This window comes from Paraburkholderia sp. MM6662-R1 (genome assembly GCF_050436245.1).
Classification (GTDB): domain Bacteria; phylum Pseudomonadota; class Gammaproteobacteria; order Burkholderiales; family Burkholderiaceae; genus Paraburkholderia; species Paraburkholderia tuberum.
On record NZ_JBNDLV010000003.1, the window covers coordinates 1,181,876 to 1,196,610 of the forward strand.

Here is a 14,735-nt window from a genome sequence, read left to right on the forward strand (position 1 = left end):
GCGATGCAGACGGCAAGTTCTGTTTCAATGTTCGCTCCGGCCATCAACGGGCATTCAGCTAAAATCCAGCGTGTCTGCTTACAGGCATACATGAGCCATTGCGGTTAACGCGCGACTGCACACCTGAAGAATCGGGTCTTATCTGTCAGAGGCCAGAATCCTGGAAGTGTTCTCAATGTGCACGGGCCGTGGCGTTCTGATTCCGTACAGGCACATCACGCTGCCGCACAGCAGGAGCACCGCAGCGGTCATGATGGAAAGATGCATACCTTGCATAAATGCATCAGGACGGGTATCGCGTACGAAAAACCCGAACACCGCCACCCCGAGCATGCCGCCTACCTGCCTCGCCGAGTTGAGCACTCCTGACGCGATACCCGAGCGGGAAGCATCCACGGATGACAGCGTGACGTTTGTCATGGTCGGCACCATTAAGGCAATGCCGCTTGCGGCTATGAGCATTGGCACGACCAGCATCCAGTACGAGCCGTCTATGCGAACCGGCAACAGCAGCAGATAACCCGACGCGGCAATCAGCATGCCGGCAATCATGAGTTTCTTTGCGCCGACGCGGTTGAGCAGCCGACCCGCCAGGATATTCACTGCCATCAGAACGACGGTCATGGGCAAAAACGCGAGGCCGGTCCACTGAGCTGATAACTGCTGCTCTATCTGAAAGAAGAGACTAAAAACAAAGATCAAACCGTAGTAGGCAAAGTTCACGACGACCCCGGCGGCCGAGGCCGCAGAGAACGTAGTCGTTCGAAAAAGAGCCAATGGGAGCATGGGTTCCGTACGGCGTGACTCAAGCCACAGAAACGCCCAGGCGGCAACAATTGAGAACAGTAGCGCACCATAGACCAACGGATGATGCCATCCAAACCGGGCCGCTTCCGTGAGGCACACGGTCAGAGCGACGAGCGCCAGAATGGCCGCCACCTGGCCGGCAAGGTCAATGCTTCGGCTATGCGCCCGTGCGGCTGTCGCCGCATGACGGAGAGTAAGGCTCACGCCTGCAATTCCGATCGGCAGGTTAATCAGAAAAATGCTGCGCCAGCCCACGTGAGTCACCAGCAGCCCACCTAGCACAGGTCCTGCTGCAAGTGCAATTCCGCCTGCAGCACCCCACCAGCCCACCGCTCGGCTTCTTTGCTCCGTATCAGGGAACGCCTGGCGCAGCATAGCCAGCGAATTGGGCACCAACAGCGCAGCGCCCATGCCCTGTACGACGCGTGCAGCCACAAGAATCGGCAACGAGTACGCGATCCCACATGCAATCGATGCCACAGTAAAGACGGCGAATCCAGCAGTGAAGATTCGCTTTGCGCCGAAGCGATCACCTAAGGCGCCCGTGGTGAGAAGCAGCGACGCGAATGCCAGCGTGTACGCGTTGACAACCCATTGCAGGCCGGTCACGTCCGTGGTGAAACGGGCTCGCAAAGCGTCAAGAGCGACGTTGACAACGCTGACATCAAGCAAAACAACGACAAAGCCCAGCCCTGCGGCGGCGAGAGTGCCGCGTTGATCGCGGCTCATAGACATGCTCATCTGGAATCACCCTTATCGACTGAACGAGTCTCATGGTAGGCATGTCGCCTTTGTGCGAATATTCCCCAAAACCGCACACTATCCTTGAGAAATTGCACAGATGTTCGATTGGGAAAATATTCGTCATTTCCTGGCTGTCGCCCGCATTGGTACGTTGTCAGGGGCCGCGCGCGATCTGAAGGTTGATCACGCGACGGTGAGCCGACGCTTGAGCGCACTCGAGGACGAGGTCAAGACGCGCCTTGTCGAACGGCTCCCCAGGGCCTGCAAACTCACTCTCGCTGGACAGCGCGTGTTCGAACTCGCGCAGGGAATGGAAGAGAACGCGTACGCGATTGAACGGTTCCTTGATGCCAGCCTTTCCCCGCTAAGCGGAAAAGTCACGCTGAGCGCACCGCCGGTACTAGTGGCCAGTTTTCTGGTGAAGCATCTGGCGGAATTCCGGCTTGCAAATCCCGGCGTCCAGTTGTCTGTTTCTGGCCAGGCACGACAGGTTTCCCTTAGCCGAAGGGAGGCGGATATCGCCTTAAGGCTGGTCCGTCCGGAGGAAGCGACCAGCGTCGTACGCAAGCTAGGGCGTATGCCGTTCGACCTATACGCGAGCAGGGACTATCCGCACCTGCACAATCCATCTGCATGGGAATTCATCGTCTACGATGCCGGATTCGCGGACATGCCACAGCAGAAGTGGTTGATGAGCGTTGCAAGAGGACGACCTATTGCTTGCGAAATCAGCGATATCACGGGCCACCTTGCAGCGACCCGAGCAGGCGCCGGCGTGGCTGGCCTCCCGTGCTTCCTGGCAGATACCGATGCGAATCTACAACGCGTCGCATACGACGGCGAACGGTTTTCGCGTGATATCTGGATGGCTGTGCATCGGGATTTGCGGCGTTCGCCGCAAGTACGGGCAGTGATGGACTTTCTGCTGAAAATCGTGGCGGAACATTCCGCCTTTACGATAAGCGGTTAGACGGCGGATGCCAAATGTAGGTAGACGCATAACCTGAGAATCTAGGACCCGTAAGTTGAGAAATTTATGGGTCTTTTTTTAATAGGGTACACATTTGGGCGATTCTCAGACGTGCAGAGCTCTAAGTCAGACGATGTTCGCGACCTAGAGGCTCGATGCCCATGCTCGTGAGTCGCTCAATCAGCTCCTCGAAGATTTCTCCTTGCGCAGACACCACGTCGACGCGAAGCATCGCCAGAAGGTCCAGCCCGCGCGCACGACTCGCCGCGACGTTGAAACGCTGGTCATAGGCGTTCCCTGAAAGCGCGTGGCAGCGCTCGGGGTCGGCCACCCTCGACAGGAACATGATGTCGCGCTCACGGTTGGGTGGGCGTTTTTCAACAGGGAGCCTCCGGCCCCTTCACGCGCCTGATTCAAAGATAACGAGTCAAATATGACCTCTTAAGTGAAATATTGGCCCATATCTGACCGTTTTCAACATCGCACTGGTGTCCACACGAGGGATGTCGTACAGTGGTCAAATATGACGCATTAACACGTTAAGGGTTCAGATATGACCGATAAACCAAAAACAGCGGCGACACCCAAACCTTCCGGCCGCTTCACCGAAAGTCCGATGCCCTTACCGGTCGAGCGTGCGCTGGTTGCTGCCGGAGATGACCTTGCGCTGGCCCGCCGACGCCGGGGGCTTTCTACGTCATCCATGGCGGAGCGGGCGGGCATCTCAAAAAAGACGCTCTACCGGCTGGAACAGGGCGACCCCGGAGTGTCGTGGGGCGCTGTGGTTCGGGTCCTGAACATCCTGAACCTCCTCCCCGAGTTCAACAAGGCCCTGAACACCACCAATGATGCGCTCGGCCTAGCGCTCATGAACAAGGCGGTAGCCAAACGCATCCGGGTACGCAAAACCAACCCGGACAGTGGAGCCCTGTAATGGCAACGACAAAAAAAGCAAAAACCAGCACAACGCGGACGCTGCTCGTCTATCTGGGCGATACGGGACTGGAAGTGGGCGAACTGCAATTTTCCAGACAGGGGCAAAAAGAGGTCTCGGCGTTCCGGTACTCCCCCGCCTGGCTCAGTAATCCAGATTGCTTCGCACTGTCTCCGGACCTCCCCCTGAGCACCGACTTTCAATACCGCACGGGAAGCAAGGAGACTTCTACCTTTGCGGGTGCCATTGCCGATACTGAGCCTGATGGCTGGGGACGCCGTGTCATTAACCGCGCCCATGCCCAACGGCGCAAGGCTGAAAAAGACGCCGGCCGAGACGCCGGTTCCGCACAGCTGTCAGACCTGGACTATTTGCTGGGGGTGCTGGATTCCAGCCGCATTGGCGCACTGCGCTTTAGGGACAATGCCGACAGCCCCTTCCTCGATGTGCCCCATGACGACAACTTGCCTGAAGGAACTCACGAGGTCCCGCTGCAGACCTTGATTCAGGCGTCGAAAGCGGTCGAATCCGGCAAGGAAACGGCGACGGACCTCGCGTATCTGAAAGGGCGCGGCACCTCGCTCGGCGGTATGCGACCCAAAGCAACGGTCCTGAAGCCCGACGGCACCCTGACCATCGCCAAGTTTCCGAGCGTGAGTGATACGCGTGACGTGGCGCGCGGTGAGGTGCTGGCGCTGTTGCTCGCGAAAGAGGCGGGCCTGAATGCATCCGAGGCCGAAGTCATCATGTCTGGCACCCAGGCTGTCGCGCTTATCGTGCGGTTTGACCGACCCCGGGCTGGCGGTCGCATCCCTTACCTGTCTGCGGCCTCGCTGCTGCAGCTGGATTCCAGGGAAGATGGCGCATACACGCAGATTGCGGAGGCCATTGACCGGTTCTCCCCGAGACCCCTCGAAGACAAGCAGGAGCTTTGGGCGCGCATCTGCTTCAGCATGCTCATTACCAACGTGGATGACCACATGCACAACCACGGCTTCCTGCACAGCGGCGGGGGTCAGTGGCGGCTCGCCCCGCTGTTTGACGTGAACCCGTTCCCCGACAAGGAACCCATCCTGAAAACCGCCGTGACCGAAGCGACCGGTGAAACCGGAGATATCCAGGAGGCGCTGGATGCAGCGGCATACTTTGGCGTGTCCGATGACGACGCTCATGCAATCCTGACCCGGATGATGGCTGCCCTGAACGACTGGAAACGACTCGCCCGGTCCCCGGCCGTGGGAATGGGTGATGATGAAATCGACAAGGTCGCGCCCGCTTTTGAGAACGACAACTGGGATACGGTAGCGTCCTTTCTGGAACAATAAACCGGCCAATCGGACCGTCTGGTCAGGCGTCGCCGGCGTGGCATTCGATTGGCGGGGTAGTAACATATGAAATGTTATTTCTGAACGGCGATTCTGCGAAACGCCAATGCCATTTCCGATGGGAACCCGTTTGGTTTTCGAATCCGGCATTTTGAGGTCGCCGACGCCGGCGTGGCAAATTCTCGATTTATGGCTGTGCGTGTCTCAGCTTATTCGTCGTGGACCGGCGTAACCCGTTGATTCGAAAGGATGCAAATTTTCGCGTTTTGGTTGCTCCAACACCAAGGGCCGCCGCCTACGATCGAAATAGTACGGCTGGCACGGCAGATAGCCCATGCCACAGCTATCGGGTTCTTGTCCCGGCGTCTGTTCGCGCGCGGAAAGCAGCCTGTCAGAGATACTGGCCGATGGACTGCTTCGGGTCGGGAGTGTGAGTTCGCGATGCCGGAAGCTGTCGCCCGGCTGCTCGACGCCGCTACCGTCGGCAATCCGTCACATTGCCGACGTAGAATCCAGCCCGCCCCAAGGTCGGCATTGGCCAACTATGCAAAGTCGTTGATTATGGGAAGTAGCCGAGCCGATTGCCGACAAGGCCCGGCAAACAAGGGGCCGGCAGCAGGCGGTTCAGCTGGGAACTCGACATAATTTCAGCGTTGATCTGGAGTAACGGTTCCATTTCAGGGGACCGTTATGAAGCCAACGAGTTTGCACGAAGCCAGGGCCCGGTCTTGTAGACTGGCAGCCACAACACGGAGTAATCAACTCCGCATAGTCGGTTTGTTCTTGCGACAGAATTTCGAGCGGCGCGCAGTCGATCCGAGAAAGCTGCGCCCTGACGATATTCGTCGGTTCCTTTCGTCACAGTTAGGGGCCGGAGGCTCGGCCTCCTATGCTTCTCAACTGGCTTGTACCTTACGCAGTTATTTGCGTTACCGGGCGACGTGCGGTGACCAGGTCTGCAAGCTCAGCGCCGTCATCCTGAATCCCGTCCATGGGAAGCTCGCATCGCTGCCACGCGCGCTCGCGCCAGAGGAAGTTGAGTACCTCCTGGGCGCGGTTGCAGGCGCTCGCCGCTGGCCGAAGCGTAGCGTAGCTATGCGATTGTCCGTCTGGCGCTGGACATGGGGCTGCGTTCTGCCGAAATCGCGCAACTCATGATCAGCGACGTCGACTGGCGCGCAGGCACAGCGACGTTGAGGGGCACAAAGTCGCTGCGGCAGGACGTACTACGCTGCCGATGGAAACCGGGCAGGCACTCGCTGACTATCTGCAACGTGAGCGTCCGATGAGCGGCCATCCGGCGATCTTCGTCCGGCAGGTGGCGGGGGTCGGATTCAACCGGTGGATGCAACACACTGAAGACTGCACAAGCGGGAATTTCTCGATGAGATGCAACGCGTTGTGCCCTGGTTGAAGCTGATTGCGCTAATCGAGCCGCACTATCTCACGGGCAAAACCGGTCGGCCGCCATTCCCGATTGCAACGATGCTGCAGATTCATTTCATGCAACAATGGTTCGGTCTATCAGACCCTGCTATGGAAGAGGCACTCTATGACGTGCCGCTTTATCGAGAGTTCGCGGCTCTCGACGGCGGGATGGTTCGCTTGCCGGATGAAAGCACGATTCTCCGGTTCCGCCACCTGCTGGAAACGCACGGACTGGCGGCGCAAATGCTGGCGCTGGTCAATGAAATCCTGACGGAGAAAGGCCTGATGCTTAAGGCTGGGTCGGCAGTCGACGCCACCCTGATTGCCGCGCCCAGTTCGACAAAGAATGGCTCCGGCACGCGCGATCCGGAAATGCAATCCACGCAGAAAGGTGGCAACTGGTACTTCGGGATGAAAATGCATGTCGGCGTGGACGCCGACTCGGGCCTGGTCCATACGGTCATTGGAACGGCGGCCAATGTTCACGACATCACCGTAGCCCAGGCGTTGCTGCATGGTGAGGAAACGGACGTGTATGCGGACGCCGGTTATCAGGGTATCGAAAAGCGTTGTGAGACTAACGCGGTTCGTTGGCATGTGGCGATGCGACCGGCAAAGCGCAGGAAACTGGATCTGAGCGACTCGTTGGACGCGATCTATGATCAGATCGAGCGCCTGAAGGCGGGTATTCGGGCCAAGGTCGAACACCCGTTTCGCATCCTCAAGCGACAGTTCGGTTACATGAAGACCCGCTATCGTGGTTTGATGAAGAACACCGCCCAGATCACTACGCTGTTTGCTTTGGGCAATTTATGGATGGCGCGTAGAGCTTTGCGCAAAGTTTGAAACACCGGGCCGATGAAGATCACATGTCGGGTTGGAGCGCTCCGGCGCGCGGAAAGACCATGGCAATCAACTCGCCAACAAAGATCTGAAGGCCGAGGCTGCGCTTGATGTGAAAGGTAATGCTTCAAAAGCGGGTTGTGCAGACCTTCCTTAAGCGACATTCGCGCGCATCGGCGACGTCCTGTATGTGGCTCGAGGATACAAGTTGACTGATCGATCGCGGGCAGCAACTGCGCTGTCGCGCAGTGTTGATCCGGGAAGGATCAACAGCGAAACATGCCCGCGAAAACTAACAGGATGGATCGGTAAAGGCGAGCTCGACTAACGTTGCGAGCATCATGGCAGCCGCGTTTGCGGGAGGCGGCTCGACCTTTGCGGGGCGGTAGATTACATCGCCTGCGGCGATGCCTTGTCCGCTCAAAGCGCATATACCCGATCGATTCGCTGTAGCAAGGCGCCAAAGCTGTTCGCCGTACTTGCAACATCGAGGGTCGCTCCACGATACCGTGGCCGTTCGTGGACTGGGTCGATCGAGCAGCGCGATCGCAACGTCGCCATTCTTGACCGGCAGACGGCTCGATCCACCCGAATCAACTATATTCCTGACCCGAGCCGTCAATTGTTGCGCGCATCCCAAATCGAGTTGGCCGACTGTGCGCTGCCATGCAGTGTCGGCCGTCACGCATTGATCCATGGCAGTACTCCCGTCAAAAGCGAGGTGGCGCTCAGCTCAGCCGTATCTTCGGCTGCACGAAACCGTTAATCCGCTCGGCAGTCCACAGCATCATGGCCTTGCCGAAACCGTGCAAAGCCTGCTGATGTTGTCGATAGAGCATGGCGTGACTGAGCTGCGCGAATCGGCCCTTGATAAACCCGCCGCGGAAGAATCCGAACTGCCCGAGCGTCCCAAAAGCGTTGTAGTCGCTCAGCGACACGAGCGCGCCGAAGTCGTGAAATGCAAAGTCGGGCAATGATCCCCCGCCGAGCCAGTCCGGCAAGTGCTTCGCGAGGTGTTGTGCCTGTTGCGTGGCGACTTGCGCCGTGGGTGCGAGAGGGCGTTCATTGCCGGCGAGCGTCAACGTCGAGCAGTCGCCGAGGGCGAATAGTGTGTCGTCGTCCTGTGCCTGCAGGGTTGGCCTGACGGCGATCTGATTGGAACGATTGCTCTCGATCCCATCCAGTTTGCTTAGAAAATCAGAGGCCTTGACGCCCGCCGCCCATACCATCAAATCCGCCGGTTGCTTACTGCCGTCGCCCAACCGGAGTCCATCGGGTTCGGCGGCGGTCACTCGCGTGCCCGTTCGTACCGAGAAGCCGATATGCCGTAACTGTGCCTCGCTGGACTCCGACACCGCCGGCGGAAATGCCGCCAGTACGCGCGGTGCGCTTTCATAAAGGGTGAGCTGCAGACGTGAGCGGATGCCGGGGTCGCCGTAACTCGACGCCACTTCGAGCAAGCGACTCAACTCCGCAGCCAGTTCGACGCCGGTCGCTCCGGCGCCGACGATAGATACGCGCAACGGGCTATTCGTCACAACGCTCCGGAATATACGGATTCGCAATGCTTCGTTGAAGACTTCAGCCTGTGCCTGGCTGTCAATGAAATGGCAATGATCAAGTACGCCTGGTGTGCCGAAGTCGTTGGCGCGACTCCCTAACGCAAGAATCAGTACATCGTATTCGACCGCGCGCGGCCCGATCACGACCTCCCCCGACGGCGAACGCAGCGCAGCCAGCTTCACGACGCGCGCATTGCGGTCCAGGCCTTCCATTTCGCCTGGCTGATAGTTGAAGCCGTGGTCGCGGGCGTGGGCGAGATAGATGACCTGCTGTTGCTGGACATCGCGAGTGCCTGCCGCGATGGTGTGCAGCATGGGCTTCCAGATATGCGTTGCACTTTTGTCGATTAACGTAACCTGACCGCGGCCGCTGCGGCCAAGCGTGTTGCCCAGCCTGGTCGCGAGCAGAAGTCCAGCGATGCCGCCGCCGCCGATGACGATCCGGGTCATTTGGCGCATCGTCAAATGTCTCTCTTGCATGATCTCCTACTCCCGTCCGCGTTTTACAATACTGGACAGAATCGTTATCAAGGTCACCGCCCACGTCAACGAAAAGAAACTGTACGGTTTAGGTATGGCAAGATCGCAGCATTGAGAGTCGTAGGCCAGCGGCTTGGACGGGATGCTCATCGACATGGCTTGTTCGTGCGTGATCGTCATCGGGGCGAGTCTCCACCTCAGAAATTCAGCCCGATCGCGACCGCTTGTGTATCGATGAGAACGGGTGAATGAAGTGCGCGGTGACTCTACGTCCAGTACTTGAAACTGGTCACGCTTCGCTCGTAGCCAGTCATGCTACGGCGCTCGCGTCGAATGCGCACGGGAGAGTTGTATTCTTCTAGCATTTGCGTGGCGGGGCGCGGCCTTGCGTCGGGACATGCGCCTTCCATTCGGAACGGTCGGCGACGGTAGCAACAGGCGAGGGCTCGGCGTTCTCTGGACTCTCTGCGGCCAGGCATTCGAGCGGCAATTGCGCATTCGCACCGACGACGAGAATGGCCTGCATCAGACCGGGCGTTCGAGACGCACACATTGCGGCAATTGCCACAATACACGCGGCAACGATATAGCCTGCCCGAATGCGAGGTAATCTGATCGTGTGCATCTTGCGTTCTCCATCACGCGCGAAAGAAAGTCACACAGCGCGTTTTTAATTGACCAACAACGATAAATGTCTGACGGTTCAGGTTGTATTGCGTGATCAGGTTCGCCATACGCGGCGGGAACTTGAGATGCACTGAAACGGCAGGAAAACGCCTGCGATATTCGATGATCAAGTGCGTCAACTGTCCGAGACCGAGATCGGTTACGCAGTGAGCGCGGAGTCTTCCGCGCGCGCGGGTGTGGGCGTCGCGTGCTTCGGCTTCGGCATCGTCGAGGTCGGCCAGGATCCTCTTGCACTTCTGGTAGTAGCGCTCGCCGGGTTCCGTCAGCGATACCCGACGTGTCGTGCGTTGCAGGAGCCGCGTCTGCAGCTGGTCTTCGAGTGCCAAGACGGCACGCGATACGTTCCCCTTGCTGCAACTCATATGCTCCGCAACGACGCTGAAGCTTCCCGCCTCGACTACTCGGGAGAAGATGCGCATGCTCATGAACTTGTCCATGGAACCGTTCACCTCGTGCTGTCTGATTCGGGTCGCTCTTCAGCGGAATGAGACTTTCCGACTTGGAAGAACGATAGACCGAGGCGAACGATTGAACCATCCCTACATTGGGATCGTCGCTTAATCCATGTGGTCAGGCCGGCGATACGTTGGTATAGGTGTCGATCTTGCTGCGCAGACTGTCGCCAGCCAGCGGCATTTCGCCGGCTCGGTAGCCTGTCGCGTCGAACAGGTCCAGTCATGGCAGAGAGAGGATATCAATGCCACCGCGCCATTCCGACCATTGAGTTCGCGATGCCGGAAGCTGTCGCCCGGCTGCTCGACGCCGCTACCGTCGGCAATCCATCACATTGCCGACGTAGAATCCAGCCCGCCCCAAGATCGGCATTGGCCGAGGAGTCCGCGTTGAGTATCCGGCGGGTCACGAAGTGGAGCAGTCGTTCGAATGAGCGCTCGAAAATGCGGTCGAGCGGCAGAAACTGAGCCGGCTTCTGCCACAGCGTGGTCTATGGTTAGCACAACCCCACATACAACGCCCGCGCAATAGGTAGCGCGGTGAAAAGCGGACGTGTACGTCGATCCCAACGCGGGTCTTTCAGTATTCGCAGACATTTCTTCGGTCGAGAATCTGCGAGCGCAAGGTGGGATCAGCAAGGTGCTGCGCGCCCGGCGAGTGATCTTCGCGTTGCGGTACATCCGCGATGTACCGCGGCACGGTCTGGGTGGCCCGCAAGGAAGAACCGACATCTTCGACGTCAGCTCGTCGCGCCGAAGTACACGGGTTGGCCGAAATGCTGATTGCGTGGCTCGTCGATTACCTGGCGGAACTGCCCGTAGCTGAGCGCCCGCTGGACGATCGACTGGATCTGGATCGCGTTGCCGTCAACCAGACGTTCGCCTTCGATGCGCCCGACCTGTATCTGCGCTTCGAGCGGATCAAGCACGGCATCGGCAGCCTGCCTGTCACTGTCGAAATGACGCTGGGCATACAGAGCGCGCTCGACGTTCTCGTGCCAGTCGCCGCCTCAATTCCGCCAAGCATGAAGCCACGAACTTCTACATTTGGGAATCAGAGGACGCAGCCAAGGCGTTCTTCACCGATGAGTTGCTCGACCGGGTCACCGGTCTCTACGGGGTACGACCTGATGTCGAGTTCGTGCAGATTGCCACGTTGGTGGAAAACGTTCGAGCATGACGTCGTCTAGTGTCGTGGGTAGAGAAACGCGAGCTTGTCTACACCATGATGAATCCGTGCCGCATGCCGAGCATCACCGCTTCGGTGCGGTTGGTCGCACCGAGTTTGCCGAAGATCGACGAGAGGTGGAATTTCACCGTGTTGTCCGAGATGTCGAGGTGCCGCGCGATCTCCTTGTTGCCGAGTCCGTCGGCGAGCATCGCCAGCACTTCGATCTCCCGTAACGTCAAAGCTTCGAACGGTTCGCCGGATCCCTTCTGGCGCGACGGTCTTGTTTCGGCCAGCAGCCTTGCGAGGATGTCGGGCGTCAGCACGCAAAGGCCTGCGGCGACGGCTTCGATGGACACGACGATTTCAGCCGGCATCGCGTTGCGCGGCAGGATAGCCACCGCATCGGCGGGCAACGCATCGAAGATCCAGTCGCTGTCCGGGTCGTCGCTCAACAGGACGAGCGACGGCGACACGGGCGAGAGTTCGAGTAGCGTCTTGAGCGCATCGCACGCCTCCGGCGCGATGTCGGTGACGACCACATCCGGCATCGATCCGGCGAGGCAATCGACGAGCTTTTCGGCGTCGGGCGCGCTACCCAGGAACTCAAGTGCCGGGTTCGCCTCGACAAGCGCTTGCAGGCTTGCGCGCTCTTGCCACGATGCCGCAATCACTACGACCCGTAAAGGCGCCCTCCGTATCGTCTGTCCATCCGACATTTGGTCGCTTCCCGGACGTCACCTGCACGAATTCCGCTGGGGCCGTTCGCCCACCGTTACCGAACACGCGTGGCGTTCGCCGCCTCGGATCAAGGCGATTTGCAACTGCTGCCCGATGCTTGCGGAGCCCAGCGCCGCACTCACGTCACCCATGTCGCGGCAAGGCTTGCCGTCCAGTTCGATCAGTACATCGCCTATCAGCACGCCCGCCTGCTCCGCAGGGCCGCCCGGTGCAAGCGAATTGATCAGCAATCCACTGCTGAACGACAGGTTCATTTTATTGACCCAGGCGTCCAGCAGGCCGACCCGCTGCGTGCCGACACCAAGGTAGCCCCGCGAGACGCGCCCTTTAGCCAACAGTTCATCGGTGACGCGCTCCACGGTCATCCCCGGAATCACGATGCCGGCGCCGCGCATCAGTGCCGAGGTGCAGATGCCGATGACCTGCCCGCGCATGTCCGCGAGGGCCGCCCCGGAGAAACCCGGGCGCAGACCGCCGTCCAGTCGCACGAACGCATCGAGTTGTCCGCCTTTCCACGTGCGCCAAGGACCACCTATGCTGCCGATCACGCCAAAATCGGCGCTGACGCCGGAATCGTCCGCACGTGCGACAGCGAGCGCAAGATGACCCGGCTTCAGTGAGTGGGCGTCGCCGGAACCGATCGGGTCGAGGTCCACGCCGTCCAGTTTCAGCACGCCGACGTCGGACCCCAGATCCAGGCCCGCGAGGACTGCGGCGACAGTACGGCCGTCGGTCAAAGTGACTTCGATGCCGTCCTCACGCCTGAGCGTGTGTGCAGCCGTCACAACGACGCCACGTCGCCAGATTACGCCACTCGACGGCATGCGATGTCGGCCGTGTACTGCGACGACACTCCGCCCGACTCGCGCGACGATGTCTGCCAGATTGTCCGAGAGATCCATCAAAGGATTTCCGCTCGAGGATGTGGTTTCCATTTCAAGCCCCTTCAATTGCGTGTGACCTGCCAGTGCTTCGCGTCGACGTTTGCTCGCCTGTCCAGCTAGCGTTATGACGACGGGTTCACAATGACAGAACGACGGGGGGCGCACACCACCCAAATGGGTAGCCGGGTGGATGCAATGCGGACTTCACGATGCAACGAGTCTGGTCTGCGACCAGCACGTCCCTCATCAAACTGCGGTTAGCGCCGCCCGCTACGGCCCCATACATAGCGAACCCACCGCTGCCAGCGGCTTTGCGGTGGAGCGGGCGCGTGGCGCGCAGTCTGCGCTTCGCAGTCGCGCTGGACGGACTTCTGAACCTGTTCGTGGATCTGCCTCAAACTCATGCCGCCTGGGCCTTTCAGTTTGTCGGGATCGGTAGCAGGATCGCCATCGGGATCGTCTGTCATGAGAGTCGCCTGTTTGTGATGAGGCGACTTGATCTTGATACAGATGTTCAGTAGCAGCAAGTTGGACGCGGCTCGCCGAGCGGCGCGTAGTCCGACAGTCCTTGCCCGCGTGCCGTTCGTGAAGTAGATTTTTCTAATGAGGTTCGAACTGGGAGGGACGGCCATGGAACTGAGCGTGGAACGGGTCGAGGTTTGGGCAGCTACCATCGACGATAAACCGGGAGGCCTTGCGAAGGTCTTAAGCGTCTTGCGGGATGCTGGTGTCGACTTGCAGTTCGTCGTGGCACGTCGAACGCCAGAGGCAGCGGGTAAGGGAGTCGTGTTTGTCGCTCCGCTACAGGGAGAAAGTGCGATCCGTGCCGCCACACAGGCGGGGTTCAGCGTCACCCCGAGCCTTCACTCCGTCCGTGTAATGGGTCTGGACCAGTTGGGCATCATCGCGCAATTGACCCAGATGTTGGCGGATGGGGGGATCAACCTTCGCGGCGTCTCGGCCGCTGTACTTGGCACGCAGTTCATTGCGTATCTCGCGGTCGACTCGTTGGACGATGCCGAAAAGGCGATTGACCTTCTACAAAGGGCCTGAAGTACCCGTACCGGACTGCAAACCGGCTTGGCTCTTGCTGACGAGGCAAGCGGGCCACTCTGTCTGACACGACTGCCGTCGACCATCTCAAATCCGTTGCGACAAAGCCGAGCGGCCATTTGAATGGCGAACGAAGCGCCGGGCATGGCGGCGAATCCCGATGCCGGTAGGAGGTCGACAGTGATGAAGACACCGACGACCCGAAGGCGGGTGCTTTGGGCGCTCTCGCTTTGCATTGTCGCGACTTGCATGGCAGTTGGCGGGGCATTGCTGTTCGAGCTGTTGGTGGTCGGCCGTGCCGTGAGCGATTTCCGCCGGGACGCGGCCCTGGCGCAAGCGGGCATCGCACGTGGCGAGCCGGCTACGCCCGAGGAGCGCATCAACCCGCCCTATCTGAAGCGATACGGGTTGGACCGTAACCTGTACAAGGACATTCACGGAAACTTTTCGCCAACGGGTGCTGACTGGCGCCAATGGGGGCTACGAACCAAGGTCGCAGCCACTGTGTTGTGGCTGGGTCACGATCCACCGGGAACGTGGTGGACCTACGTTCAGATCAAGTGCGTTGACCGGTTTCCTCAAGCTCACGCCGACAGCGAGCCGATCGTCGATGTTGCCGACGCTTGCCTCGGCGAGCCGCATTGATCGTCCCGTTGG

General features: G+C 59.5%; 16 protein-coding genes. 8 read left to right on the forward strand and 8 right to left on the reverse strand.

Going from position 1 to position 14,735, the window contains the following annotated elements:
• Nucleotides 1-138 precede the first annotated feature (138 nt).
• A complete protein-coding gene (locus OKW39_RS28365) occupies nt 139-1,536 on the reverse strand; it encodes an MFS transporter (protein WP_429564143.1) in 1,398 nt (465 codons plus the stop codon).
• Between the two features lie 112 nt (nt 1,537-1,648).
• On the opposite strand from OKW39_RS28365, the gene OKW39_RS28370 reads away from it, so the two are divergent.
• Nucleotides 1,649-2,521 carry a LysR family transcriptional regulator gene (locus tag OKW39_RS28370; protein WP_187613438.1) on the forward strand — a complete coding sequence of 291 codons (873 nt, stop codon included), beginning with the start codon at nt 1,649-1,651 and terminating at the stop codon, nt 2,519-2,521.
• Between the two features lie 121 nt (nt 2,522-2,642).
• Here the strand turns inward: OKW39_RS28370 and OKW39_RS28375 are convergent, their stop codons facing one another.
• Entirely contained in the window at nt 2,643-2,867 is a 225-nt protein-coding gene (locus OKW39_RS28375) for a hypothetical protein (RefSeq protein WP_167368781.1), read from the reverse strand.
• A gap of 207 nt (nt 2,868-3,074) precedes the next feature.
• Between OKW39_RS28375 and OKW39_RS28380 the strand changes: the two genes are divergently transcribed.
• The 4 genes from OKW39_RS28380 to OKW39_RS28395 all read left to right on the forward strand — a co-directional run bounded on the left by OKW39_RS28380 (nt 3,075) and on the right by OKW39_RS28395 (nt 7,054).
• Nucleotides 3,075-3,455, forward strand: coding sequence for a helix-turn-helix domain-containing protein (locus OKW39_RS28380; RefSeq protein ID WP_429332733.1), 381 nt, complete (start codon nt 3,075-3,077; stop codon nt 3,453-3,455).
• Nucleotides 3,455-4,780: a type II toxin-antitoxin system HipA family toxin gene (locus tag OKW39_RS28385; protein ID WP_429332732.1), complete on the forward strand. Its 1,326-nt coding sequence runs from the start codon at nt 3,455-3,457 to the stop codon at nt 4,778-4,780. The genes OKW39_RS28380 and OKW39_RS28385 overlap by 1 nt, the downstream gene beginning before the upstream one ends.
• Nucleotides 4,781-5,901: 1,121 nt before the next feature.
• Entirely contained in the window at nt 5,902-6,069 is a 168-nt protein-coding gene (locus OKW39_RS28390; protein ID WP_429332731.1) for a hypothetical protein, read from the forward strand.
• 73 nt (nt 6,070-6,142) lie between these two features.
• The gene (locus OKW39_RS28395; protein ID WP_429564282.1) at nt 6,143-7,054 is read left to right on the forward strand and encodes an IS5 family transposase; all 912 of its coding nucleotides are present in this window, start codon (nt 6,143-6,145) and stop codon (nt 7,052-7,054) included.
• 289 nt (nt 7,055-7,343) lie between these two features.
• On the opposite strand, the gene OKW39_RS28400 is transcribed toward OKW39_RS28395, so the two are convergent.
• From OKW39_RS28400 to OKW39_RS28410, 3 genes are all read right to left on the reverse strand, one after another.
• The gene (locus OKW39_RS28400) at nt 7,344-7,748 is read right to left on the reverse strand and encodes a DUF3331 domain-containing protein (protein ID WP_244144742.1); all 405 of its coding nucleotides are present in this window, start codon (nt 7,746-7,748) and stop codon (nt 7,344-7,346) included.
• Nucleotides 7,749-7,779: 31 nt separating this feature from the next.
• Entirely contained in the window at nt 7,780-9,072 is a 1,293-nt protein-coding gene (locus OKW39_RS28405; protein ID WP_429564283.1) for an NAD(P)/FAD-dependent oxidoreductase, read from the reverse strand.
• Nucleotides 9,073-9,731: 659 nt separating this feature from the next.
• Nucleotides 9,732-10,217, reverse strand: a complete 486-nt coding sequence (locus OKW39_RS28410; RefSeq protein WP_429564144.1) for a LysR family transcriptional regulator — start codon at nt 10,215-10,217, stop codon at nt 9,732-9,734.
• 701 nt (nt 10,218-10,918) lie between these two features.
• Between OKW39_RS28410 and OKW39_RS28415 the strand changes: the two genes are divergently transcribed.
• Nucleotides 10,919-11,422, forward strand: coding sequence for a hypothetical protein (locus tag OKW39_RS28415; protein ID WP_429564145.1), 504 nt, complete (start codon nt 10,919-10,921; stop codon nt 11,420-11,422).
• A 28-nt stretch (nt 11,423-11,450) separates the two neighbouring features.
• Here the strand turns inward: OKW39_RS28415 and OKW39_RS28420 are convergent, their stop codons facing one another.
• The 3 genes from OKW39_RS28420 to OKW39_RS28430 all read right to left on the reverse strand — a co-directional run bounded on the left by OKW39_RS28420 (nt 11,451) and on the right by OKW39_RS28430 (nt 13,492).
• A complete protein-coding gene (locus OKW39_RS28420) occupies nt 11,451-12,119 on the reverse strand; it encodes a DNA-binding response regulator (protein WP_429564146.1) in 669 nt (222 codons plus the stop codon).
• Between the two features lie 18 nt (nt 12,120-12,137).
• Nucleotides 12,138-13,043: a S1C family serine protease gene (locus OKW39_RS28425; RefSeq protein ID WP_429360681.1), complete on the reverse strand. Its 906-nt coding sequence runs from the start codon at nt 13,041-13,043 to the stop codon at nt 12,138-12,140.
• A 239-nt stretch (nt 13,044-13,282) separates the two neighbouring features.
• Complete coding sequence (locus OKW39_RS28430) at nt 13,283-13,492, reverse strand: hypothetical protein (RefSeq protein ID WP_084754273.1); 210 nt, start codon at nt 13,490-13,492, stop codon at nt 13,283-13,285.
• 163 nt (nt 13,493-13,655) lie between these two features.
• Between OKW39_RS28430 and OKW39_RS28435 the strand changes: the two genes are divergently transcribed.
• Entirely contained in the window at nt 13,656-14,078 is a 423-nt protein-coding gene (locus OKW39_RS28435) for an ACT domain-containing protein (protein ID WP_184044736.1), read from the forward strand.
• A 123-nt stretch (nt 14,079-14,201) separates the two neighbouring features.
• Entirely contained in the window at nt 14,202-14,723 is a 522-nt protein-coding gene (locus OKW39_RS28440) for a hypothetical protein (protein WP_429564147.1), read from the forward strand.
• Nucleotides 14,724-14,735: the final 12 nt, after the last annotated feature.

Bases quoted from the DNA above. Each gene is read 5' to 3' on its own strand.
- OKW39_RS28365 (WP_429564143.1), bottom strand. From the start codon at position 1,536: ATGAGCCGCGATCAACGCGGCACTCTCGCCGCCGCAGGGCTGGGCTTT.
- OKW39_RS28370 (WP_187613438.1), top strand. From the start codon at position 1,649: ATGTTCGATTGGGAAAATATTCGTCATTTCCTGGCTGTCGCCCGCATT.
- OKW39_RS28375 (WP_167368781.1), bottom strand. From the start codon at position 2,867: ATGTTCCTGTCGAGGGTGGCCGACCCCGAGCGCTGCCACGCGCTTTCA.
- OKW39_RS28380 (WP_429332733.1), top strand. From the start codon at position 3,075: ATGACCGATAAACCAAAAACAGCGGCGACACCCAAACCTTCCGGCCGC.
- OKW39_RS28385 (WP_429332732.1), top strand. From the start codon at position 3,455: ATGGCAACGACAAAAAAAGCAAAAACCAGCACAACGCGGACGCTGCTC.
- OKW39_RS28390 (WP_429332731.1), top strand. From the start codon at position 5,902: ATGGGGCTGCGTTCTGCCGAAATCGCGCAACTCATGATCAGCGACGTC.
- OKW39_RS28400 (WP_244144742.1), bottom strand. From the start codon at position 7,748: ATGGATCAATGCGTGACGGCCGACACTGCATGGCAGCGCACAGTCGGC.
- OKW39_RS28405 (WP_429564283.1), bottom strand. From the start codon at position 9,072: ATGCGCCAAATGACCCGGATCGTCATCGGCGGCGGCGGCATCGCTGGA.
- OKW39_RS28410 (WP_429564144.1), bottom strand. From the start codon at position 10,217: ATGGACAAGTTCATGAGCATGCGCATCTTCTCCCGAGTAGTCGAGGCG.
- OKW39_RS28415 (WP_429564145.1), top strand. From the start codon at position 10,919: ATGTACCGCGGCACGGTCTGGGTGGCCCGCAAGGAAGAACCGACATCT.
- OKW39_RS28420 (WP_429564146.1), bottom strand. From the start codon at position 12,119: ATGTCGGATGGACAGACGATACGGAGGGCGCCTTTACGGGTCGTAGTG.
- OKW39_RS28425 (WP_429360681.1), bottom strand. From the start codon at position 13,043: ATGGATCTCTCGGACAATCTGGCAGACATCGTCGCGCGAGTCGGGCGG.
- OKW39_RS28430 (WP_084754273.1), bottom strand. From the start codon at position 13,492: ATGACAGACGATCCCGATGGCGATCCTGCTACCGATCCCGACAAACTG.
- OKW39_RS28435 (WP_184044736.1), top strand. From the start codon at position 13,656: ATGGAACTGAGCGTGGAACGGGTCGAGGTTTGGGCAGCTACCATCGAC.
- OKW39_RS28440 (WP_429564147.1), top strand. From the start codon at position 14,202: ATGGCGAACGAAGCGCCGGGCATGGCGGCGAATCCCGATGCCGGTAGG.